Source organism: Fluviicola taffensis DSM 16823, from assembly GCF_000194605.1.
In the GTDB taxonomy this organism is placed as follows: Bacteria; Bacteroidota; Bacteroidia; order Flavobacteriales_D; family Crocinitomicaceae; genus Fluviicola; species Fluviicola taffensis.
The window spans coordinates 3,826,518-3,850,156 of sequence record NC_015321.1 but is presented as its reverse complement, the minus strand read 5'-3'; the positions used below and the strand labels follow the sequence as shown (position 1 = coordinate 3,850,156).

Here is a 23,639-nt window from a genome sequence, read left to right as displayed (position 1 = left end):
GTAAGTCCTTTTTTCTCTACAAAAAAGCCCCAATCCTTTAGTTAAGGGATTGAGGCTCTTCAAATAAAACCAACTCTCCTATTCCTTTACAAATTTCTCAATTGCCCCTGATTCAGATCGAATAAAATAAACTCCTGAACTTAATCCAATCAATGAGATCAAATTATGACCTGAGTTTAAAGTTACTCTCTGTATTGTTTTTCCTGTCAAATCTACAAGAATAATTTCTGTTACTTCATTCACATCAATAAACAACTGCTCGCTTGCTGGATTGGGGTAAATCCTCCAACTGGATTGAGTAAGTGCTTCTAATCCCAAAGTAGTGATTGCAATGCAATTCGATGTGTCCGAACAGCCATTTTGAGTCACAATTACTGCGTAAGAACCATTTTGAGTTGGAGTGAATGATACATTTGTTGCCCCGTTAATTGTTTGATTCGTTGCACAATCAATCCAATGATAAGTTGCTGCTGTTGCTAATGCTGTAATCGTATTCCCTTGGTTTGTAACAGATGTATTGACAGAGTTAACAACAACTGTCATGGTTACGCTTTGAACACATTGTCCGGAAGTCGGTGTGAACGTATAAATTGTCGTTGCGGTATTGTTGACAGATGGGCTCCATGTCCCACTGATTCCATTGTTGGATATCGCTGGAAGCGCTATTGCTCCTCCAGAACAAATTGGAGAAATGGCTGTAAAGGCTGGCGTCACATTATTATTTACTATTACCGTCATTGAGATAGTTGTTGCACATTGACCAACATTCGGGGTAAAGGTATAGGTTGTTGTTACCATATTATTAATCGCTGGACTCCATGTTCCAGTGATTCCATTAGTTGAAGTGGTCGGAAGAATAACTAGTTCTCCTGCACAAATAGCTGGAATTTGATTAAATACTGGTATTGTCGAACTACTATTTACAGTCACAGTCATCGTAGTTGTCGTTGCGCATTGTCCTGCATTCGGGGTAAAAGTATAGGTTGTTGTTGCCATATTATTAATCGCTGGACTCCATGTTCCAGTGATTCCATTATCAGAAGTTGTGAAAAGTGTAAATAAGTCCCCTGAACAAATTGTACCAACTTGATTGAATACAGGGATCGTGTTATTGTTCACCAGAACACTCATCGTTGCAGTATTTGCACATTGTCCACCGTCAGGTATAAACGTATAGGTTGTTGTTGCTGTATTGTTTATTGCTGGAGTCCAAAAACCTGTAATTGCATTATTCGAAGTTGTAGGAAGTGTAAATGAACCTCCTGAACAAATTGCAGGAATTACAGTAAACGTAGGTGATACAGCCGGTGTTACTGACATCACAATCGCATTACTCGTTGCTGTCGTTGGAGAAGCACAAGTTGCATTACTGACCATTACACATGTTATGCTGTTTCCATTTGCAAGTGTTGTACTCGTATAAGACGGATTATTTGTACCCACATTTGATCCGTTAATCTTCCACTGGTAAGAAGGCGCTGTTCCTCCATAAGTCGGTGTTGCGCTGAAAGTCACGCTTTCTCCCTGACAAATAGTAGTTGTCGTTGTATGAATTGCTACTGTCGGGGTACATGCACTTGGAGGCGGACCGACCAGACAAATACTGAAACTGCTCGTATTCAAAGCAGCACCAACATTAAGCACTCGGATGTAATACGTTTGACCGATAGTTAAAGTAGTGAATGTATAAGATTCTGCGAATCCTGATCCGTTTTGGTTACGGCAAAGAATTTCTGTTCCGGTGCAGCTTCCTTCAAACACCTGAAAACCATGATTCAATCCAGAAACAGCACTCAACTGAACCGTCATGCTTGCAGCCGTCGCTGTAAAACGGTACCAAATATCCTGGAAAGTTGCTGATCCACAAGAAGGAGTATTTCCATTCATCATAGCCCCACTGAATGTTCCTGAAATATTGCTGCAGGTATTATTTGGAGTCAATTCTGTTGCATTGGCACATTGATCATTTACAGGAGAGGGATATTTTCTGATACAAATTCCGAAAGAGGTCGTACTTAAGCTAAAAACATTGAATACGCGTACATAATAAACCTGTCCAGGAATAAAATTATTGTTGAAGTAACTTTCGCCAAACCCACTGCTTGAACTATTTACACATTGTAAAACTGGACCGTTACACGAACCTTGGAGCAATTCAAAACCATGGTTTAATCCTGATTCCGCGGTTAGTGAAATACTCATCGTTGAATCAGTCGCAGTGAAGCGGTACCAAAGATCCTGAGTACTTCCTGGTGCGCAAGAAGGTGCTCCTCCATTCATCATTGCTCCGCTGAATGTTCCAGTTGTAATAATACAAGTTGTATTCGGTGTCAAAACTGTTGCATTCACACATTGGTCATTGACAGGAGATGGGTACTTTCTAATACAAATCCCAAAAGAAGCAGTATTTAAACTTAGCACATTGAATACGCGTACATAATAAACTTGTCCAGGAATAAAATTATTGTTGAAGTAACTTTCTCCAAAACCACTACTTGAACTATTCACACATTGTAAAACTGGACCGTTACACGAACCTTGGAGCAATTCAAAACCATGGTTTAATCCTGATTCTGCGGTTAATGAAATACTCATCGTTGAATCAGTCGCAGTGAAGCGGTACCAAAGATCCTGAGTACTTCCTGGCGCGCAAGAAGGTGCTCCTCCATTCATCATTGCTCCGCTGAATGTTCCAGTTGTAATAATACAAGTTGTATTCGGTGTCAAAACTGTTGCATTCACACATTGGTCATTGACAGGCACTGGAAATTTCCGCACGCAAATCCCAAAAGAAGCAGTATTTAAACTTAGCACATTGAATACGCGCACATAATAAACCTGTCCAGGGATAAAATCATTGTTGAAGTAGCTTTCGCCAAACCCACTGCTTGAACTATTCACACACTGTAAAACTGGACCGTTACACGAACCTTGGAGCAATTCAAAACCATGGTTTAATCCTGATTCTGCGGTTAGTGAAATACTCATCGTTGAATCAGTTGCAGTGAAGCGGTACCAAAGATCCTGAGTACTTCCTGGTGCGCAAGAAGGTGCTCCTCCATTCATCATTGCTCCGCTGAATGTTCCAGTTGTAATAATACAAGTTGTATTTGGAGTCAAAACTGTTGCATTCACACATTGGTCATTGACAGGCACTGGAAATTTCCGCACGCAAATCCCAAAAGAAGCAGTATTTAAACTTAGTACATTGAATACGCGTACATAATAAACCTGTCCAGGAATAAAATTATTGTTGAAGTAACTTTCGCCAAACCCACTACTTGAACTATTTACACATTGTAAAACTGGACCGTTACACGAACCTTGGAGCAATTCAAAACCATGGTTTAATCCTGATTCTGCGGTTAGTGAAATACTCATCGTTGAATCAGTTGCAGTGAAGCGGTACCAAAGATCCTGAGTACTTCCTGGTGCGCAAGAAGGTGCTCCTCCATTCATCATTGCTCCGCTGAATGTTCCAGTTGTAATAATACAAGTTGTATTCGGTGTCAAAACTGTTGCATTCACACATTGGTCATTGACAGGCACTGGAAATTTCCGCACGCAAATATCGAAAGAAGAGGTAGTTAATGAACCTGACACATTGAAAACGCGAACGTAATAAACCTGTCCCGGAATAAAGTTATTGTTAAAGTAGCTTTCTCCGAAACCACTGCTTGAACTATTCACACATAATAAGACGCTTCCGCCACAGCTAGCTTGGATTACTTCAAAACCATGATTTAATCCTGATTCTGCGGTTAGTGAAATACTCATGGTAGAATCTGTTGCGGTAAAACGGTACCATACATCTTGGCTCGCGCCCGATGCACAGGAAGGCGTACCTCCATCAAACATTGCACCACTGAAAGTACCAGTTGTAGTAACGCAATTAGTATTTGGTGTTAAAATTGTGGCATTTGCACACAAATCGTTCGCTGGACTTGGGTATTTTCTTACACAGATACTAAAAGAAGCATTACTTACAACACCAGCATTGAAAACACGAATAGTATACAGCTGTCCAGGAACAAAATTGTTATTGAAATAATTTTCACCAAAACTACTGCTAGAAGCATTGATACATTGCAAACTTGTTCCGCCACAACCACCCTGAATCAATTCAAATCCATGGTTCAGACCGGAAACAGAACCAAGTGTGATACTCATAGTCGCATCTGTCGCGATAAATGTATACCACACATCCTGAGTTGCAGAAGCCGCACAAAACGGGGCTGTACTACTAATCGTCATTCCGCTGAATGAGCCCGTAGTATTTATACACGTGGTGTTCGGCGTTAAAGACACCGCATTCACACATTCATTCTGACCAAAAGCAGTAAAGATTGATGCGATAAAAATAAAAGAGAGAGAGAATCTTGTCATATTGATATTGATTACTTCGCAAAGGTAATGTGTGCATATTCCAATGACGTGCACGGATGTTGTATATCCATGTACTATTGTTGCATCTCTAGTAAAATGAATACTTTCAAAGGATTTGACTAGGACTTTTCCCAAAGTGTTCCGTAAAGGATTTAGTGAAATATGACTGGCTACTGAAACCACATTTGTAGGCAATTTCAGTGATATTCCCGTCTCCATTCAACAACAGATCTTTGGCTTTTTCCAAACGGATCATGCGGATAAAATTGGTCGTCGAAAAACCTGTCAAAGCGGATAATTTTCGATGAAGCTGACTCCTACTGACAGCCATATCATTTGAAAGTTCATTCACAGAATAGTCAGAATCATCCATGTGACGGACAATACATTCAATGACTTTATTCACATAGGAATTCCGACTCCTCACCCGCTCTTCAAAAGTTTTTTCAGAAAGAATCGATGCGTTGTAAGCTTCTTTGTTGCGCTGAACAGTACTGAATAGGTTAAGTATTGTGAGTTTTAGCTCCTCTGGCGAAAAGGGCTTGGAAACATAGGCGTCTGCACCATGCTGTAATCCTTCTAAACGACTTTCCAATGAAGCTTTTGCAGAGAACAAGACAAACGGAAGGTGATTTGTCAATTCATCCGAACGAATGTCATGTAACAGTTCAATTCCATCCTTCTCGGGCATCATCACATCCGAAAGCACAATATCTGGCAAATTTTCACGGATTAGATCCAAGCCCTCACTTCCATTTTTAGCATGAATAATATTAAACTCCTCTTTCAATACTGACATACTGAATGCCGCCATGTCAGCGTCATCTTCGACCAGCAGCAATACTGGAAGATCTTCATTTTTTGCCAAGGTGGAGAGTGAGTGTGAGACTTCTTCATTTTGTTTCTTGCCAACGGGAATCTCCATCCTGAACTCCGTACCAACTCCGCTACTCTGCAACTCAATCATTCCTCCGGTCAGCTCAATCAGTTCTTTCACTAATGACAAACCAATTCCTGTTCCCGTGAGGTCACTCGTGTGTTTTCCTCTAAAAAAACGACGGAATACCTTTTTCTGATCTTTTTTTGGAATTCCAGGACCATCATCTGCTACTTTCAGCTGTAATTTGTTTCCTTTGATTTCCGAACTAACTGAGATCACTGATTTCGCAGGGCAATATTTCACCGCATTGCCAATCAGGTTTGAAAGTATTTTCTCCAATGCATTGGAAGGAAAAGAATAATGTGCTTCTAACTCATTAGGCTGATAATTGATTTGAATTGCTTTGATTTTTGCTTCACCAGAAAAGGTCTCAATCACATTTTCGATGAATTCGATCAAATTTCCATTCGTATAATCCAATTGATAACTTCCTTTTCCGAGTTTCGATGCATCCAACAACTCATTCACTAGATTAATGAGTTTTTTCGAATTGCGTTCCATCAACACCAATTCCTCTGGATAAGCAGTATCTAACTTCATTACTTGGATTGGCCCATCGATTAAAGTCAAAGGAGTACGGATCTCGTGGAAAATATTCTCAAACAAACGTAATTTCTCCTTCTCAAATTGGCGTTCGATTCGTTTTCGCTGGAAAATGAGGTAGGTAATAAATCCTGCAACAAGAAACAATGAAACAGCACAAAAAACAAGGATGTTTTGCTGATTGTTCTTGCGTTCCAATTCCTGCTTGTTCTGCTGAATTTCTTTTTCCTTCTTCTCGCTTTGGTATTTGATTTCCAGTTCTTCAATCTGTTTTTGCTTCTCAACCGAAAAAACACGCTGACGTGCTTCCGTCTCCAATTTCTTATAGCTGTAAGCATGCTTAAAATCTCCTATTGAGTCATACAAAGCGCTGATACGTTGATAAAGCGAAGGTTTGTAGGAATCCTCTGGACGCTTTTCGTTCGTTGCAATCGCCAGTTTCATATAGTCAATTGCTCTGGAATATTCCTTTCGATCGAAATAATAATCGCCCAAATTTTGGTATGCATTCATCTTCGTCAAATAATCTTTATGCTTGGTTGAATATTTAAGACTAAGTTCGTAATAATACACACAGGAATCTGGCTTTACACTTTGATAAGCGGCTCCAAGAGAATTGTAAACCGTTGCTAGGTATTGATCTTGTTTCTTCTTCAAAAGCGTTTTTTCAGCCTCCTTCAGCGTAAGCACCGACTCATCAAACGATTGGTTCATAATCTGCAACCCAGCGAGGTTGATCGCAATTAGCGCATAATACTGATAATCATTTGCGTCCTTCTTAGCCCGTGCTGCTCGTTTCATGTATTGTTCCGCCTTCTTCACATCGTTGAGGTAGAAATAACAAACGCCTATTCCATTGTAGATCGTTCCGGCAAGTGATTTCTCTTTGTATTTCTCGGCCAGTTCCAATCCTTTCAGGTACGAAGCAATTGCCTCCTTCAATTTGTTTTGTCGTTGGTACGCCTCCCCTGTCACAGAATACGAACGAATAATCAATACGTGATCATTCTCTTCCTTGCCAATTGCGCGGGCTTTGCTTCCATAATAGATACTTGAATCTGGGTTTTCAGCCAAAAGCAGGTTGGCAAGTTCCAAGTTGAGTTCTCCTTTTCGCTTCCCAATTGTAGTCTCTATCAACGAACGCAGCGAATCAGTAGGCTCTTGTTTAGCCGACACACCTTGCGGAAACACAAGCATCGAAAGAACTAGGAAAGAAAAAACAAAAATCCTCATGTGGGCGATTCAATAAATGTTTGTATTACTAGCAAAAATAAGGGATTTCTGTTAAAATGAAATTAAATATTTAGTCATAATATGAATCTGTCTCACCTTTAAAGAAGGAAAAGTTCTTGAAGCCTTATCCACACATCAAGAATGAAGTTCTAACGAATTATTTAGAACTGATACGGATAAGAATCTAATAAATAGAGAATTCATAATCAACCAAGATAAAACTCGAATCTTGTGTAAATATTTCTATGATTATTATTAAAATCCAATCACCCCTTCAACCACTTCTTAAATAGCTTGGTCAAGAAAGGCATAATCAGCCATGTCAGGAGTATGACCATCAATGCAGCGTTGACAAAAAGTCGAACAATTACTGGTAAATCTTTTATCAATGGACTAACAGCGAAATAAAGCAACAAACTAGTAGGGAAAACACCACACAAAGTCACTAAAGCCATTTTGATTCTTGGTGGTGCTACTGGAGAACGAAACCAAGCTTCCAATCCTGTTAAATCACGATAAATGGGTTCTTCTGTAAGTGTAGAAGCATAAGTTTCCCATTTTTGAAATTGCTCCGAGTTGTAAAAGGCATCCCGCTCCTCTTTGTTCTTGAAGGTTCTTAAAATTCCTATTTCACCCTCATTCGTTTCCGATAAAGACGTAATCATACTGGCTCCATGAACTCCATCGTGCGCAAATGATTCACTCAAAAAACGACGGAGTGCTTCCTTAAACTCCTCTTCTTTTCCTGGTAAGACTTTTCGGGTTATTGCAACATGTACAGACATCTCTTTATTCTTTGATTAAATCTATCAAAAAAGAATTGAAAACAACTATTCTTTTTTTAAACTGCGTTTAGCGCAATCTGAAAGAAATTGAATTTCAAACATTTAAACAAAACCATTTAGTATTTGACTTTAACTCCTTGGAATTATATCATCGATTAATTCAAAATGATTAAATAATAATCAAATAACTATTAAATATTTATCATACATTTGTTTTAAAGCTTCAGATTCAACTCAATTATGTCCAATAATTTACCATATAAAAATGGCCGTGGAGCCCAGATTAATCCACACAACAGATTCTTTTCACAGGAAAAAGGAGATGATTTTGACGACATTGATCCAGCGGAAGAACCAGAATTGAAAACAAAGTTCATCCAAGTTCATCCAAAAACGATTGTGAACAAATTGTCTAGTCCCGATGTTGGGATGTATTATTCACTCAATCCTTATCAAGGCTGCGAACACGGCTGCACCTATTGTTATGCCCGACCAACCCACGAATATTGGGGCTACAGCCCAGGAACAGATTTTGAACGCATCATCCTCGTAAAGCAAAACGCACCCGAATTATTGGAAGAAGCATTGAACAAGAAATCATGGCATGTTCAACCAATCTCCATTTCAGGAAACACAGATTGTTACCAGCCTTGCGAACGCGAATATAAAATCACACGAAGATTGCTGGAAATCATGCTGAAATACAGACATCCAGTTGGAATCATCACCAAAAATGCGCTGATTACAAGAGATCTTGATATTTTGGAAGAGCTTGCTAAGCTGAATTTGGTAGCTGTAAGCATCAGTTTGACAAGCTTAAAAGAAGAATTGCGCAGAAAATTGGAACCACGAACGGCAACGAGTCACAAAAAACTAGAAACTATTGAACGACTTACTCAACATGGAATTCCTGTAAATGTAATGATGGCACCAATTATTCCAGCTTTGAATGACGATGAAATTTTCTCGATTGCAGAAGCTGTAGGCAAACGTGGGGCTTTGAGTATGCATCACACGATTGTGAGATTAAATGGCCCGAACGGAGAAATTTTCACAGATTGGGTAACCAAAAACTATCCAGATCGTGCAGAAAAGGTCCTGAATCAACTGCGTGAAATGCATGGAGGAAAGCTAAGCGATAGTCGGTTTGGAACTCGCATGAAAGGAGAAGGAGTTTATGCACTCAGTATTCAACGGCAAATGCAGTTAGCTAAAAAGCGGTTTCTCCCTAACCTGCCCTTTCCACGACTTAGAACTGATTTATTTACGAGACCTGATACCAGCGGACAGATGAAATTGTTTTAGAACATTGAGCACACAGAAGTTTTTGATTTATTTAGTGAAATACAGAATAACAACTGTATTTTTAAATTCTCAATGTGTTCATCTGTGCCCGTCTGTGGGAAATAGAAATAGAAATAAAAAAAGGAAAGCACAAGCCTCCCTTTCAAATCTGTATCTTCTATTAAACAGTTACTGCTTCATCCAGCAAATCATGTGCTGTTTCTTTCTGTTTCACACCAGAACCGTATTCTTTACGAAGAAAATCAGCAACCTCATCACGCACTTTTACTTGTTTCGGTTTAATCGCAGTTAAAAATACGATAAATGGAATCAAAACACCTAACAAAACAAGAGATAGCGCAAATAACATTTGTCCACCCATAGTAGGAAATCCTTCAAAAATACGGACATGTCCCTTCTTTTCTCCAACGATTTGTGCACCACCAACTTTACCTTCTCCAATTACCAATACTTTAGGCCCTCTAAATTTCACAGTGTATTCTGGAAAAGCAGCTTCCAATTTAGGCTTCAGCTCAGCCAATGTATATGCTTGCTCAACATTTACTTTCATAGTATTCAGTTTTTTTTTAGTTTGAGGTGCTAAAATAATATCTTTTTTTTGAGCGAACATACCTTTCTAATTTCATAGCAGTTACTTAATAAAAAAGTCGAAATTGCATATCAATTTGTTCTTCCCTATATTTAAACTCTATTTATTGAAACAACAGTAAAAACAGATCGGATTGTAGTGACAGATGCTCTTGGGAGATTTGTAGATCAACGTTTGAAACCAGAAACAAAAACGGATTTAGTGACTTCTTCGTGGAAAAAAGGAACGTATTGGATTACAGGCTACAATCAGGATCAACATGTGTTTCATAAATTACTTGTGGTTCAGTAGAAAATACATCTCATTGAAATGGTTGATTGTTCAGTAACTAAAAAGAAATCATAATTCGCAATTATTTCTTCAGCTTATTCAACACTTCTGTTTTTCTCCTGCGGGATACCTCAAACACCTCATCGTTCGTCATTTCAATGATACAAGGTTCTCCTTTGCTGTATTTAATAATTTTAGTTGTGTTGATAATATGTCTTCTAGTGATGCGAACAAAACTAGAATTTTCATCAAAATATTCTTCAAAATCGATTAGGCGTCGTGTACTTATAAAACGATCATTGTTATCTGTTCGGATTGTACAATAATTTCCGTCAGACATAATGGAAATAATGGACTTCTCCTCTATCATGATCACCGAATCGGCTGAATGTATTGAAATCCGTTGGTTTTCGGAATCCTCTATAGTTCTAAGCAAGTTGACTATTTGAGACTGATTATTCCGTTTGAGAGAAATACTTTCCTTCGCTTTTTCTATGGCTTGTCCAAGATCGCTTATTTCCACCGGCTTCAGTAAATAGTCTAATGCACTGAACTTGATTGCCCAGATGGCATATTGATCGAAACTGGTTACAAAAACGACTTCAAATGGAACTTTTTCAAAGTGCTTCAGGAGTGTAAACCCGTCGCTTTTGGGCATCTGAATATCCAGGAATATAAGTTGTGGTTTTACTTCTACCAAAAGTTTATATGCTTCATCTACATTACTGGCTTCACCGATTAATTGAATTTCGGGAAAATTTTGAGTAATCAAAGTATGCAATACGAACCTACTTTTCGTTTCATCGTCAATGATAACAGCCGTTATTTTATTCTCCATCCATTTAGATATTAACCGGAATACTTATTTCTACTCGTGTTCCTGAAGGAGTTCCTTCCTCGTCGAAAAGATCGATCACCTTCACACTGGCAATATTGTCTCCATGCAGGCGATTCATCACTTCTAGTCTTTCACCAGTAAGTTCCATGCCTACCGATTTGTGATGTGTATTTGAGCGAAAACTCTGAGCTTTTTCCCTTCCTACTCCATTATCTGTAATTGTGAGGAGCAGCCGCTCATCCGCATGATTGATGGAAAGCGTTAATTTACCGCGTCTGCTGTTTTCCAAATTCACGATCCCGTGCCAGATGGCGTTTTCGATGTAAGGCTGTAAGAGCATTCCTGGAATATTAAAATCGGTAATTTCGGTTCCTTCTACTATTTGTAATTCATAATCAAAACAATTGTCAAAACGCAGTTGTTCCAATTCGATGTACAAATGAAGGACTTCTAATTCACGTTCCAAACGCAAAACCTTCATTTGAGAATTATGGAGCACCATGCGGATCAGCTTACTGAATTTGGCAAGGTAACCGTATGCTTCGGCTTCATTTTTCCCGAGAATGTATCCTTGAATCGTATTGATAGCATTGAAAATAAAATGCGGGTTCATTTGTGCCTGTAAAGCAGTAATCTGGTATTCAGCCATCATTTTATTGACCAGCGTTTTGGCTTCTTCCGCTTTTCGAACATTCCCAACAATCCAACGAATCAACAAACCAATTCCAAAAGCAAACAGCAAGACAGCAATTGAAATAAACCACGCCGTTTGCCAAAATGGTGCTGCAATGACGATGTTGAAAACTTCAGGACTGGCACTTTTCACTCCATCATTATTTATTCCATAAACAGCTAATTTGTAGGATCCTGGAGACAAATTCTCCAGAAAAACCTCGTTGCTGTTTACTTCCATTGTCTTATTCTCACCTCCATCATTCAAGACATAAATCAATTTGTTCAGAACTCCATTTTTGAAAGTGAGAATATCAAACACAAAATGCAGATCATTCTGATTATATCCCAGTTTGATCAAACGAGATCTTTTCCAAGGACGATTATTCACCGTCATTTTCTGCAAATGAATCGAAGGCCCTACACCATTTTTAGGCTCTGTGTTTAAAGGCAGACTAAAAAGCCCTTCAAAAGTGGAGAACCAGATCTTTTCTTTATCGGCAGCTACTTTATACACTTCATTCGAAGGCAATCCGCTATGAACCGTATAAAGTGACGATTTATAGTTCGTTCCCTGTTTTGAAAAGCGGTACAATCCTTCATTCGAGGCGACCCAAATGGTTCCATACTGATCTTCTGTAATATCATATAGGTTCCCACCTTTCAAGTTCAGTTGTTTCCCCGCTGAAGTAACTTTAGTTCCATCGATCCAATAAATATCATCATCTGCTGTTATGACCCAGATTCTTCCGGTGCGGGATTTTAGAAGGCTGGTCACTTTTTCTGGGATGCCATTTATCCGGGCATGTTTCCCGGTGTTAAGATTGTATTTGAACACCCCTTGGTCTCCGCCCAAAAGCAGCTGTCCTTTTCCATGGGTCAAAACGGATTTAATCTTAAACGGAAGATAATTGGCAATAAGTTCTATCTGCATTTCCGGATCTTTCAACTCATAGATGAAAGTTCCCATCACCCCATATAAGCTGTTCCGATATTTCACCAGCTGGTAAGCTGCCGCAGTGCTAATTGAATAATGTATGATTTTTGCAGATCCGAACGTTTTATCGGTTTCTATCATAGTTTCTTTACTGGATAGCACCCAATGACCTTTATAAGTTAAAATATCCGAGAAAAAGACTTCTTTCCCAAATGGCAGTGAATAAGACGTGAATTGCCTTCCTGATAAGGTCTTCAAAAATAGCTGATTCCCTGTTGAAGAAGCATATAAATTTCCGTCCAGGTATTTTAATAGGGAAACACTTCGGCCAAGACCTTCGGTTGCAGTAAAAGCCAATAAAGACTTATTGCGGCTGTACTGAATTCCTTTTTCCAGGGTGGTACACCAAATTCCGCGTTCATGATCTTCACAAATCCCGCTTACAGAATAATTTCGGAGACTGTGGTGACCTAATTGCATAGTATTCACATCCGGATAGTAATACACCCCGTGATTGAGTACTCCCACCCATAAACCATTGGATTTATCCACGTATAAACTCAAAATGCGATCGGGAAAGGCTTGCATCGTATGATTCAGTTCTGAGTCTACACGAATCAGCTGGTTATGAATACCTATAAAGTCGGTATTTCCAACCAAACTTGCAGGGGTAAGCCAGTGAAAAACCTTCTTATTTAGTTCGGGAAGACTGAATTTCTTCTGGTGGGTTTCGTTTTCAAGAAGCACGACCACTTCTTTCCAGTTCTCCCCCCAGTCAATACCGCGAATTGACAAATAAGGATGTCCTTTTCTTTTTTTTAACCGATAGACAATCTCCACATCTGCTGCTCTTTTGATCAGTGAAACCCGGTTCTTTTTTTGATTGATCTCTATACTATAATATGAATTCGAGATCATTGAATGTTCAGGATCATTCATATCCAAAGCAGCGGGGATGGAATTTTTTAAAACTCCCGTTCCAAATGCCTGATATTGCTTATTAAACAATGCTTCCTTTAATTTTCCATTTTCATAATAGAGAATCCTGTTTTTTGAAGTTGCAAACCAAATCTTTCCGCTTTTATCTTCAAAAATGGCATAAACATTTTCTTCCGGCAGTCCATTTCTCTTGTCAAAAACTTCCAGTTTGTTTCCACCATAACGGCACAAACCATTATCTGTACTAAACCAAATATATCCTTTTTTATCCTGGATAATTTGGTAACATTCCTGAGAAGGAAGCTGTATTTCATTATTCAGACTGGAGAAAAGTAATTCCTGCGCAGAAAGCTCGTTGGAAAAGATCTGCAAAAAGATGAAACATAAAGAAAATCGATGGATCGCCTGAAACATTGGGCCAAAAATAACTGGTTTTAATGAGGATTGGAGGATTTAATCCAAAAATTGGAAAAACAAAAAGCCCGGAATAACAAACTACTCCGGGTATTCTGATAACATAAGGTTCTATTTTTGAGCATTCTTAATCAACATTTCAGTAACATCCCCTCCAAAGAAATGAAATTTTGGGTTTTCCCATTTGCCACCTACATAGTTGCAGTATAATTGTCCTTGTTCGATGAAGCATTTTCCTTCCGCATTTGTATATACCACATACGCCAACATGGTTCTGTCCGTGATCGTTCCGAATGAATTTCTATTTACCTTCCATTCAGTACTGCTGATACTGGTCCTTAATAATTTTTCCTTCATAGTTGAGAAGGATTTTTTGACCGCAGCAATACATGCCGCATCGTTATTCACAGCTTTCGGACAGCGAATCCTATCCAATTTCAGCTCTTTTATAGTATCAAAATCCTTTGAATACTGTCCGCTGGCAAGGTATTCTGCGCAGTCTACTTTCAAAGAATCTGTTTTGTTCATAGTCTTCAGAATGTCAGCATCTCCGGGAATGATCAGTAAAGCTTTGCGAAGTTTCTTTTGATAGTCATTGATCATGTCAATCATGGTCTCAGGATGATAGAGAGCGATTTTACCATCCCCAGCCAGTTGAAAAAAGTCGGGTTGCATTCGGGTTTCTTTTGAATTTTGAGAAAGTTTTTGCATTGTTGCGACACTTTCATCCGATACCGTTGCCTTTAATTTCTGCGGATATATCGTATAAAAAGTATCGATTTCACGGATGTTTCGTAAGACATCTGATGATTTGTATTCTTTTTTCAAATAAACAGTTTTCAAAGAATCGTAAAACAACTTTCTAACCCAGGTATCATCTTTCAACGTGTAATACTTAGTACCAGATCTGTTGTCCATTAAGGATGATGCAGTACCAGAGATACTTACAAAGTAATTGTAATATTGCATAGGTGTTGTTTTGTCTTCTTCTGTTTGTGCAGCAGATTCGTTTGAAGACGCAGATGCTTTTTCCTTTTTATTGGCCTTGTCAGCCACTTTGCCTTTCAAACCGCCAAGACTGATCTGAGCATTGCTATTAAGTGCAGCGAACGAACAAATAATCAGTAAGGATAGTATGGATTTTTTCATAATTATTCAGTTTTAAATTTCATCACAAAGGTTGTAGCAACGTCCAGATTAACAGCTACCGTAAATGAAATTTTCAGCACAACAGATAAATTCTAAATGTGCTCAAAATTTCATTTATGGTAGGAATAGAGAGATTTAAGATTTAGACATTTGCAGGGAATAAATCTATACTATGAAAAACAAAATCACACTTACTCTTCTGCTGTTTGGACTAATTACAGGTTCAAACAACCTGTTTTCTCAAAATCCTTCATTGACATGGGCGTATGGCTTATCAGTAACACCTACCAATGGGCAACTTGATATAGCATCACTGATAACAGACGCTTCGGGAAATACCTATGCTTTATGCATAATCTCTGGAACCGTGGATTTCGATCTTGGTGCAGGAGTTACAAATTTGAGTTCCCTTGCCGGGAAGAGCTCCATAGTAACAGCCAAATACGATCCTACGGGCGCATTATTATGGGCTAGAGGAATCAATCTAAACGAATCTATGCTGCAATCTCCTAAATTTGATATTGATGCAAACGGCAACGGGGTTATATGCGGGAGTTTTGGAGGAACAATTGATTTGGATCCAAACGCCGGTACGGCAAATATAACTGCAACTGCCGGAGGACAAACAGATATCTTTGCAGTAAAGTGGACATCCAATGGCAATTACGTTTGGGGATTCAAAGTAGGAACTACGGCAGCCGATCAATTTTCTTGTATAGCAGTTGACCCAATCGGTGATGTATTCCTGAGTGGCAGAGTTATAAACACCTCCATTGATCTGGATCCGTCGGCTGCCGTGGCAAATGTTACAGGCAATCCCAGTTCAGCTTTTCTTGCTAAATATTCTTCCTCAGGGGCTTTTATCTGGGGAAAAACATTGGGGTGACATTGGTTAGGGAAATGAAAACAAACGCTGCAGGTGATATATTCCTTACCGGTGATTTTATGGGAACGGTAGATGTAGATCCATCTTCGGGGACCGCCAATTTGGTTTCTATGGGAACGTATACAGATGTTTATTTAGCCAAATACAGTTCAGCGGGTGATTATGTCTGGGCAAAGGCTTTATCCGGCAACAATACAGATGTTGCAACATCCATTGCACTGGATCCCCAGGGAAATGTATTAGTTGCATTTGAATTCCAGGGAACCCTGGATATGGATCCTTCCCCAGCTGTTGCAAACATCAGTAGTTCTTATTCGGGGGATACAGATATGGCATTCGCTAAATACGATGGTTCAGGCAACTACTTGTGGGGCGGTTCCATTGGAGTTGGCAGTCTTTATCAAGATGGAATTTATACTATACGGACGGATGCTACTTCTAATGTGTATATCGCAGGGACTTATGGAGGTACTGTTGATTTTGATATTACTTCGGGGGTTCTCAATAGGACTCAGAGTGCTGGATACAATGGCTTTTGGGCAAAATACACTTCTTCTGGAAATGTGGTATGGGTTAACGAAATTACCGGAGGAGGTCCAAAACCTAGTGCTATGGCAATAAACGGAGCAGGTACTGAGATTACACTTGTGGGCGATTTCGGCACACAAGCTGACATGGATTACTCTGCCGGCGTGTATGAAATTACTGGAACAGGTTCATACTCTGGCTTCATTGCGAAATATTCAGGTAACTGCATAGCTACCACTTCTTCCATTTCGGTCACAGCCTGCAGCTCATATATTGTTCCGTCTGGAGATGAAACACATAGTGTAAGCGGAACATATATGGATACCATTCCCAATGCAGCCAATTGTGATTCAATTATCACCATCAATCTTACCATTGGTGATGCGGTGGCACCTGTCGCAAGCACACCAACACTTACAAATGTAACAGGCCAGTGTTCAGTTACAACTTTAACAGCACCAACCGCAACGGACAACTGTGCAGGACCAATCACAGGAACGCACAACGCAACACTTCCGATTACAGCGCAAGGAACAACAGTCGTAACGTGGACTTATAACGACGGAAACGGAAATACGTCAACTCAGACTCAAAATGTAATTATATCAGACAACACCGCCCCGGTTGCAAACACAGCAAATTTAGCGGATGTAACGGAACAATGTTTAGTCACTTCTTTAACAGCTCCAACCGCAACAGATAACTGTGCAGGAACAATTACCGGAACGCACAATGCAACTCTTCCAATTACATCACAAGGAACAACGGTTGTAACATGGACTTACAATGATGGGAACGGAAATACTTCCACTCAGACTCAGAATGTGATCATTAACAACAATACAGTACCAGTTGCAAATACAGCGAATCTTTCCAATGTAACTGCTCAGTGTTCGGTGACTTCGTTAACCGCTCCAACTGCAACAGACAACTGTGGAGGAAAAATTACCGGAACGCATAATGCAACGCTTCCAATTACCACCCAAGGAACAACAATCGTAACCTGGACCTACAATGATGGAAACGGAAATACATCGACACAAACGCAAAATGTGATTGTAACACTTCCGGTTTCAACAACTACTTTAAGCGGACTAACCATTTCAGCAACAACATCCGGAGCAACTTACCAATGGATTAATTGCGGAACAGGGAATACTCCGATTGCCGGTGCAACTTCACAGTCATTTACGGCAACAGCCAATGGAACGTATGCCGTGATTGTAACACAAAGCGGCTGTTCTGCTACTTCTGCTTGTGTGGCAATTTCAACTGTAGGATTGGATGAGATTTCTCAAACCCTGTTTACGGTTTATCCGAATCCGAATAATGGAACTTTTAAAGTGGTGACGGAATTGCAAGTAAACATTCAAATTACCAATACAGCCGGGCAATTGATTTCAACACAAATGTTGGAACCCGGAGAAAGCATCATCGAGCTTGTAAATGCTGAAAGTGGTATCTATTTCCTCACAGCAACCGATTCAAACGGGCAATCAACGGTTCAAAGAGTTAGTATTATCAAATAACCCCTCTAATTCAAATACTATAACTAAATTATTATGAAACACGCAAATCGTTTATTGTTGTTGTTCTTTATGACAAGTATTTCGCATAGTTATTTCGGACAAAACCCAGTGACTCAATGGTTAAAAAAAGCCGGATCAACCGGGATTGACCAATCTACGTCAATGGCACTTGATGCTTCCGGGAATATCTATATTGCAGGAACATTTGCAGGAACAGTAGATTTCGATCCTTCAGCTGCAACGGCAAACCTTACTTCCGTTGGAGGTACAAATAATATGTTCTTTGCAAAGTATTCGAGCAGCGGAAATTACATCTGGGCGAAATCTATAACAGGTGGTGGCCTTGGATTGATTGACATTGCTGTTGATGCTTCATCGAATGTCTATATCGGAGGCGGTTTCCAAGCAGGAGCTACTCTCGATTTTGATCCTTCTGCCAGCACTGCTAACATGACCTCCGTGGGAGGATATGATATGTTTGTTGCAAAATATACTTCTGCAGGAGTTTATAGTTGGGCGAAGAGAACCGGAGATAGTCAGGCTGAGTATGCCCGAGCAATTGATGTTGACGCAGCTGGAAATGTATACTCAACCGGAATTTTCACATCAACTTCTGTTGATTTTAATCCCGGATCCGGAACGCTTAATCTTACCAATAATAGTAATGCGGGGGCCGGGGATATATTTATTCAGAAACTGGATGGGAATGGGAATTTCCTTTGGGCAAAAGCTTTAGGAGGAACGACTTTCGATACTCCTTATGACATAAGGACAGATGCTTCAAACGTATATATAACCGGAGAATTCAGCGAATTAGTTGATTTCAATCCGGGCGCAGGCGTTTCTAATTTATCCGTACAACAAGTGGGACAAGGTTATAAGGATGCTTTTGTGCTCAAACTTGATCTTTCAGGAAATTTTGTATGGGCAAGGGACATTGCAAGCGGGACTAGCACTTCAACTGGAAAGGGTATTGATATCGATGCAGCAGGAAATGTTTACACCGGAGGATATTTTATTTCGGCTAACACGGATTTTGATCCTGGGCCGGGTTCTGTTCAGTTAACTAATTTTACTGGAGTCAAAGCATTTGCTTCCAAACTGGATGTAAATGGAAATTACGTTTGGGCACAAAAAATAGCAAGCCCTGCAGGAGATTTTATTTATGGAAAAGATATAGCGGTTGATAATGCAGGAAATTGTCTTTTTAATTGTTATTTCAACTCTACAGCAAATGTGGAGCTATTATCCGGAACTGCATCATTCACATCAAGCGGGGGTGACGACATATTGCTAACAAAATTAAGTCCAACAGGTAACTTTTTGTGGGCAAAACAATTTGGTGGTACCGGACAAGATCAAATCAATTCCATGAAACTAACTAATACAGACCATCTTATTGCAACCGGTACATTTGAAAATACGATAGGCTTTGATGCATTCAGCATTACATCCGCCGGAAATAGTGATCTATTCCTCGCAAATCTGGATGTTTACACTTGCTCACCAACCACTTCAACCATCGCTGTTTCAGATTGCTCTTCCTATACTGTTCCTTCCGGAGATGAAACGCATACTGTGAGTGGAATATACACAGATACGATTCCCAATGCAGCCAATTGTGATTCTGTCATCACCATCAATCTTACAATCGGTGATGCGGTTGCGCCAGTTGCAAACACAGCAACGCTTACAAATGTAACAGGTCAGTGTTCCGTTACAACTTTAACTGCCCCAACTGCAACCGACAACTGTGCCGGAACTATTACAGGAACACACAACGCAACACTTCCAATTACAGCACAAGGAACAACGATTGTAACATGGACTTACAATGATGGGAACGGTAATACTTCTACGCAAGTACAAAATGTAATTATTACGGACAACACTGCCCCGGTAGCCAATACGGCGAATCTTTCCAACGTATCAGGTCAGTGTTCCGTTACAACTTTAACTGCGCCAACTGCAACCGACAACTGTGCAGCAACAATTACGGGAACGCACAACACTACCCTTCCAATTACAACTCCCGGAACAACGGTTGTAACGTGGACTTACAACGATGGAAACGGAAACACTTCCACCCAAACACAAAATGTGATTATTACTCTTCCGGTTGCAACAACAACTGTAAGTGGATTGACGATTTCAGCAACGACTTCCGGCGCAACCTATCAATGGATCAACTGTGGAACGGGAAACATACCGATTAACGGAGCAACTTCGCAAGCATTTACTGCATCGGCAAACGGAACTTATGCAGTAATTGTAACACAAAACGGCTGTTCTGCTACTTCTGCTTGCGTGGCAATTTCAACTGTTGGATTGAATGAAATCTCTCAACCGCTCTTTACGGTTTATCCGAACCCAAACAATGGAATGTTTAAAATCGCAACTGAATTACAAGCACTGATCCGAATTACAAATACTGCTGGACAATTGGTTTCAACACACCAATTGGAAAGTGGTGAAAATATGATAGAATTAAAAAATATTGAAAGCGGAGTTTATTTCATCTCTGTAATCAATTCGAACGGATCCATTTCTGTTCAACGAATAAGTGTAGTTAATTAAAGTTTACGATTAAAATTCTAAAAAAGCTGTATTCATAAATGGGTACAGCTTTTTTACCTTATTCAAAAAAACATAGTTATTTTTACTCTGTTTTATCTTCTGAATGAAAATCATAACTACAATGAAAAATCGCTTAACACTACTCCTATCTATCACTTTAATGGGAATTATTGGATGTGAAAAACCTGTTGAAGGGTGTATGGAATCAAATGCGGAAAATTTTGATGTCTATGCAGAAAAAGAGAATGGAAGTTGTTTATTCCGAGGCAGTGCTATTTTTTATCACGATTCTCAAACTGTTCAAAATTTACAAAATGCTGGAGTCACCGACGTAAAATTATATGTTGACGGTGTTTTTCGAGATAATATGGAGCCCTATCTGATTTTCGATTTCCCTCCTGATTGTTCAAATCAATTTGGAATGCAATATGAAAATGTGGATATTGGAAATCTCAAATCCAAAACATTCAATTATGCTATAAAAGACCAATATGACATGGTATTAGACCAAGGAACTTTTGTAATTACTGGAAAAAAGTGTAATGCAATTAAATATACTTATTGAGTAAATTGAATTGTAAATAAGTGCTTTTTATGATTTCTTATCGGTTGCCGATCACCTCAAGTTCAATCTTTTTCTACCTTTGAATTCCAATTGATAAATAGTTGAAAATGAAACAAATTATATTTCATTCCTTACTTCTACTGACTTTCTATTTCGCTGAAACTTCACTATTTGCTCAAAACACCCAAACAAATCTTATTCAGAATGTTCAAGTACAGCATGATGTTGTGGAAAATGGCGTGAAGGGAATTAAAGTGACTACTAACATTGATCTCAAACCATTTCAGAAGAAATACAACACCGATAGTTTACTAAATATTGCATTGAAAACTGCTAAGCTTTCTGTCACATTAACTATGTTGAAAGACAGCTCTTCGGTGAAGTCTGCTTATGGTTACTCCTTCTTAATGGGTAAAAAAGAGTGCATTGAAATCAAGAAGCAAATTTCTTTAGGAACCATTGAAATAGATAACTCTGACTGTATTTCATTTATTCCTTATGCTGCATTAAAACTCACCGAAGGACAGCAAACAATTTCTATCCAAGCAGATTTATCTGGAAAAGATGGATTTAATGCAACTTACAAGCAACGCGCGTTTTCTACTCCAGTTTCATTTGTAAAACCTGCAACGAGACTCTTCGAATTGTCTTTGGATTCTATTCAAGTAAAATCATTCAATGCGCAAGGTCAGGCTTGGGATCACTCACTTTTTGGTGCCGATGCTCCCGATTTGGATTTTTCAATTAAGATGGGAAATATGGAAGTTGGAAATATCCACAAAGGAAACAGCTACTTTATTTCATTTCCTCAAAAACCAAGAGTATTTCAGTTTTTGGTCTCTGAAAATGATGAAATCACCGTATTTCTAACAGATATGGATGATGTTTTCCATGATCAAATTGCGAGCTGGCGTTTTGACACTGCAAATATGAAAGAAACTGTTTCATATCAGCAAAAAGAATCAAAAGCGGGAATCAAAGCCTTTAGTTTCAGATGTAAGATTGGGAAGTTGAAAGGGTGAAAAAGCAATTAAAATCGCATATTCCCCTTTTCAAAATCTTTCTATCTTAGCCGTTTTTAATTAAAACGCTAACATGTCTTCTACTTCGAAACTACTCCTAGTCCTTATTCTTGTTTCACATTCCATTTATTCTTCAGCACAGAAAAAAGTGGCAATTATTGGTGGTGGAATGGCTGGAGTTTCCAGCGCGTATTACATTTCTCAATTTGATTCTACAGCTAAGATTATTTTATTCGAAAAAGAAGCAAAACTCGGAGGAAATGCACAAACTGTTTTAGTAAAAAACAAAGCTGGAGAATTGGTAAATGTAGACGCTGGCCCTCAATATTTTGTAGAAGGCCCATGGGATGATTACATTTTATTTCTAGAAAAAACATTGGGTAAAAATCCATATAAAAGCGAAACATTGGATGCCAGTTTGCTTATCCAACGGGAAAAAGAACAAAAACCAGTATTGGTTTCTCCATTAGGAATGAAGCTTCGAGGTGAAAAATTGGTAAAATTATTGAAATTAAAACGGTTCAATAAAGAAGCTTATGATATGTACAAACATCCAGAAGCTTGGAAAGGAATCAATATCGAAACATGGGTAAACGGATTGAAGTTTGACGAATCTTATAAAAACGAAATCATCTATCCTTTTCTAGCAGCTTCACTTGGAACAACTGTTCTGGAGATTAAAACAACCTCCGCAGTAAATATCGTAAAGCTCTTTGCCTTCCGAAAACCTAAAGCTTCCAATAAATTCAAAGTAATGACGGATGGAATGGGAACTTTAATTCAACAGGTTGGAGAAAAAATAAGTTCCAATCAAGTCACAATTAAATGTAGTTCTCCAGTTGTGAAAGTCATGCAATCTAAAGACAAATGGTTGGTTACTTATTTGAACAATGGAAGTGAAGAAACGGAATTAGTCGATTTTGTACTTTTTGCTACACATGCAGATCAAGCAGCTAAAATAATGAGATTGGAACCAAATCTAAATGAAATCAAGGAAATATTGAAGCATCTCACCTATTTTGAAGCTCGCATTGCTTTGCATACAGATTCCAATTTTGTAAACAACCAAAAACCAGCTTTTTTGAATATCATCACAAATAATTCCAATCAATTGGTTTCAAGTACTATGAATCTCAGTATGATTTCAGAAAGATTGGATGGAATCTATAAAAGTTGGGCAAGTCAGAAAGCAATTGAACAATTAAAAAACTCAGGAAAACTACTCCATGTAACGAGTTTTTGGCATCCGCTCATCACCACTGATTTCATCGCCCAACTCGCAATTCTTCACCAACAAGTAAATCAATTTCCCTCGATTTATTTATCAGGAGGTTGGTCTGAAGGCTTGGAAACTCAAAACAGTGCGGTAATTTCAGGTCAACATGCTTTGGAGAAATACAAGGTATTTATAGCTAATGGCAAGTGATTTTTTTCTTTGACGTAATTCCGCAATATTACGTCAAAGAAAAACCGTCTGCTTCAATTTGAAAACAGACGGTTCATATTCTAAGTTAGATAAACTATACTAGTGC

At 38.9% G+C, this 23,639-nt stretch carries 15 protein-coding genes; 8 read left to right on the top strand and 7 right to left on the bottom strand.

Annotated elements, in window-relative coordinates:
* Window positions 1–78: 78 nt before the first annotated feature.
* The 3 genes from FLUTA_RS20975 to FLUTA_RS16735 form a co-directional block, all read right to left on the bottom strand.
* Window positions 79–4,605, bottom strand: a complete 4,527-nt coding sequence (locus tag FLUTA_RS20975; protein ID WP_083800576.1) for a T9SS type A sorting domain-containing protein — start codon at window positions 4,603–4,605, stop codon at window positions 79–81.
* Window positions 4,493–7,102: an ATP-binding protein gene (locus tag FLUTA_RS16740; protein ID WP_083800575.1), complete on the bottom strand. Its 2,610-nt coding sequence runs from the start codon at window positions 7,100–7,102 to the stop codon at window positions 4,493–4,495. The genes FLUTA_RS20975 and FLUTA_RS16740 overlap by 113 nt, the downstream gene beginning before the upstream one ends.
* 266 nt (window positions 7,103–7,368) lie before the next feature.
* The gene (locus tag FLUTA_RS16735) at window positions 7,369–7,887 is read right to left on the bottom strand and encodes an antibiotic biosynthesis monooxygenase (protein WP_013688087.1); all 519 of its coding nucleotides are present in this window, start codon (window positions 7,885–7,887) and stop codon (window positions 7,369–7,371) included.
* 240 nt (window positions 7,888–8,127) lie between these two features.
* Between FLUTA_RS16735 and FLUTA_RS16730 the strand changes: the two genes are divergently transcribed.
* Window positions 8,128–9,192, top strand: coding sequence for a PA0069 family radical SAM protein (locus FLUTA_RS16730; RefSeq protein WP_013688086.1), 1,065 nt, complete (start codon window positions 8,128–8,130; stop codon window positions 9,190–9,192).
* A gap of 160 nt (window positions 9,193–9,352) precedes the next feature.
* Here the strand turns inward: FLUTA_RS16730 and FLUTA_RS16725 are convergent, their stop codons facing one another.
* Window positions 9,353–9,742: a hypothetical protein gene (locus FLUTA_RS16725; protein ID WP_148235458.1), complete on the bottom strand. Its 390-nt coding sequence runs from the start codon at window positions 9,740–9,742 to the stop codon at window positions 9,353–9,355.
* A gap of 144 nt (window positions 9,743–9,886) precedes the next feature.
* Between FLUTA_RS16725 and FLUTA_RS21475 the strand changes: the two genes are divergently transcribed.
* A complete protein-coding gene (locus tag FLUTA_RS21475) occupies window positions 9,887–10,072 on the top strand; it encodes a hypothetical protein (protein ID WP_148235457.1) in 186 nt (61 codons plus the stop codon).
* Between the two features lie 61 nt (window positions 10,073–10,133).
* On the opposite strand, the gene FLUTA_RS16720 is transcribed toward FLUTA_RS21475, so the two are convergent.
* From FLUTA_RS16720 to FLUTA_RS16710, 3 genes are all read right to left on the bottom strand, one after another.
* Window positions 10,134–10,889, bottom strand: coding sequence for a LytR/AlgR family response regulator transcription factor (locus tag FLUTA_RS16720; protein ID WP_013688084.1), 756 nt, complete (start codon window positions 10,887–10,889; stop codon window positions 10,134–10,136).
* 4 nt (window positions 10,890–10,893) lie between these two features.
* The gene (locus FLUTA_RS16715) at window positions 10,894–13,851 is read right to left on the bottom strand and encodes a sensor histidine kinase (RefSeq protein WP_013688083.1); all 2,958 of its coding nucleotides are present in this window, start codon (window positions 13,849–13,851) and stop codon (window positions 10,894–10,896) included.
* A 111-nt stretch (window positions 13,852–13,962) separates the two neighbouring features.
* Window positions 13,963–15,000 carry a hypothetical protein gene (locus FLUTA_RS16710; RefSeq protein ID WP_013688082.1) on the bottom strand — a complete coding sequence of 346 codons (1,038 nt, stop codon included), beginning with the start codon at window positions 14,998–15,000 and terminating at the stop codon, window positions 13,963–13,965.
* 367 nt (window positions 15,001–15,367) lie between these two features.
* On the opposite strand from FLUTA_RS16710, the gene FLUTA_RS16705 reads away from it, so the two are divergent.
* The 6 genes from FLUTA_RS16705 (at window position 15,368) to FLUTA_RS16680 (ending at window position 23,533) form a co-directional block, all read left to right on the top strand.
* Window positions 15,368–15,886 carry a hypothetical protein gene (locus tag FLUTA_RS16705; RefSeq protein ID WP_148235456.1) on the top strand — a complete coding sequence of 173 codons (519 nt, stop codon included), beginning with the start codon at window positions 15,368–15,370 and terminating at the stop codon, window positions 15,884–15,886.
* Window positions 15,887–15,900: 14 nt separating this feature from the next.
* Window positions 15,901–17,943, top strand: coding sequence for a T9SS type A sorting domain-containing protein (locus tag FLUTA_RS16700; RefSeq protein WP_043023899.1), 2,043 nt, complete (start codon window positions 15,901–15,903; stop codon window positions 17,941–17,943).
* Window positions 17,944–17,976: 33 nt separating this feature from the next.
* On the top strand, window positions 17,977–20,520 hold the full coding sequence (locus FLUTA_RS16695) for a T9SS type A sorting domain-containing protein (protein WP_013688079.1): 2,544 nt from the start codon (window positions 17,977–17,979) through the stop codon (window positions 20,518–20,520).
* Between the two features lie 121 nt (window positions 20,521–20,641).
* Window positions 20,642–21,085, top strand: a complete 444-nt coding sequence (locus FLUTA_RS16690; RefSeq protein WP_013688078.1) for a hypothetical protein — start codon at window positions 20,642–20,644, stop codon at window positions 21,083–21,085.
* A gap of 107 nt (window positions 21,086–21,192) precedes the next feature.
* The gene (locus FLUTA_RS16685) at window positions 21,193–22,107 is read left to right on the top strand and encodes a hypothetical protein (RefSeq protein ID WP_013688077.1); all 915 of its coding nucleotides are present in this window, start codon (window positions 21,193–21,195) and stop codon (window positions 22,105–22,107) included.
* 73 nt (window positions 22,108–22,180) lie between these two features.
* On the top strand, window positions 22,181–23,533 hold the full coding sequence (locus FLUTA_RS16680; protein WP_013688076.1) for an NAD(P)-binding protein: 1,353 nt from the start codon (window positions 22,181–22,183) through the stop codon (window positions 23,531–23,533).
* The last annotated feature ends 106 nt before the right edge of the window (window positions 23,534–23,639 follow it).

Excerpts from the sequence above, each read along its gene's own strand:
- FLUTA_RS20975 (WP_083800576.1), bottom strand. The coding sequence starts at position 4,605 with ATGGAGACGGGAATATCACTGAAATTGCCTACAAATGTGGTTTCAGTA.
- FLUTA_RS16740 (WP_083800575.1), bottom strand. The coding sequence starts at position 7,102 with ATGAGGATTTTTGTTTTTTCTTTCCTAGTTCTTTCGATGCTTGTGTTT.
- FLUTA_RS16735 (WP_013688087.1), bottom strand. The coding sequence starts at position 7,887 with ATGTCTGTACATGTTGCAATAACCCGAAAAGTCTTACCAGGAAAAGAA.
- FLUTA_RS16730 (WP_013688086.1), top strand. The coding sequence starts at position 8,128 with ATGTCCAATAATTTACCATATAAAAATGGCCGTGGAGCCCAGATTAAT.
- FLUTA_RS16725 (WP_148235458.1), bottom strand. The coding sequence starts at position 9,742 with ATGAAAGTAAATGTTGAGCAAGCATATACATTGGCTGAGCTGAAGCCT.
- FLUTA_RS16720 (WP_013688084.1), bottom strand. The coding sequence starts at position 10,889 with ATGGAGAATAAAATAACGGCTGTTATCATTGACGATGAAACGAAAAGT.
- FLUTA_RS16715 (WP_013688083.1), bottom strand. The coding sequence starts at position 13,851 with ATGTTTCAGGCGATCCATCGATTTTCTTTATGTTTCATCTTTTTGCAG.
- FLUTA_RS16710 (WP_013688082.1), bottom strand. The coding sequence starts at position 15,000 with ATGAAAAAATCCATACTATCCTTACTGATTATTTGTTCGTTCGCTGCA.
- FLUTA_RS16700 (WP_043023899.1), top strand. The coding sequence starts at position 15,901 with ATGAAAACAAACGCTGCAGGTGATATATTCCTTACCGGTGATTTTATG.
- FLUTA_RS16695 (WP_013688079.1), top strand. The coding sequence starts at position 17,977 with ATGAAACACGCAAATCGTTTATTGTTGTTGTTCTTTATGACAAGTATT.
- FLUTA_RS16690 (WP_013688078.1), top strand. The coding sequence starts at position 20,642 with ATGAAAAATCGCTTAACACTACTCCTATCTATCACTTTAATGGGAATT.
- FLUTA_RS16685 (WP_013688077.1), top strand. The coding sequence starts at position 21,193 with ATGAAACAAATTATATTTCATTCCTTACTTCTACTGACTTTCTATTTC.
- FLUTA_RS16680 (WP_013688076.1), top strand. The coding sequence starts at position 22,181 with ATGTCTTCTACTTCGAAACTACTCCTAGTCCTTATTCTTGTTTCACAT.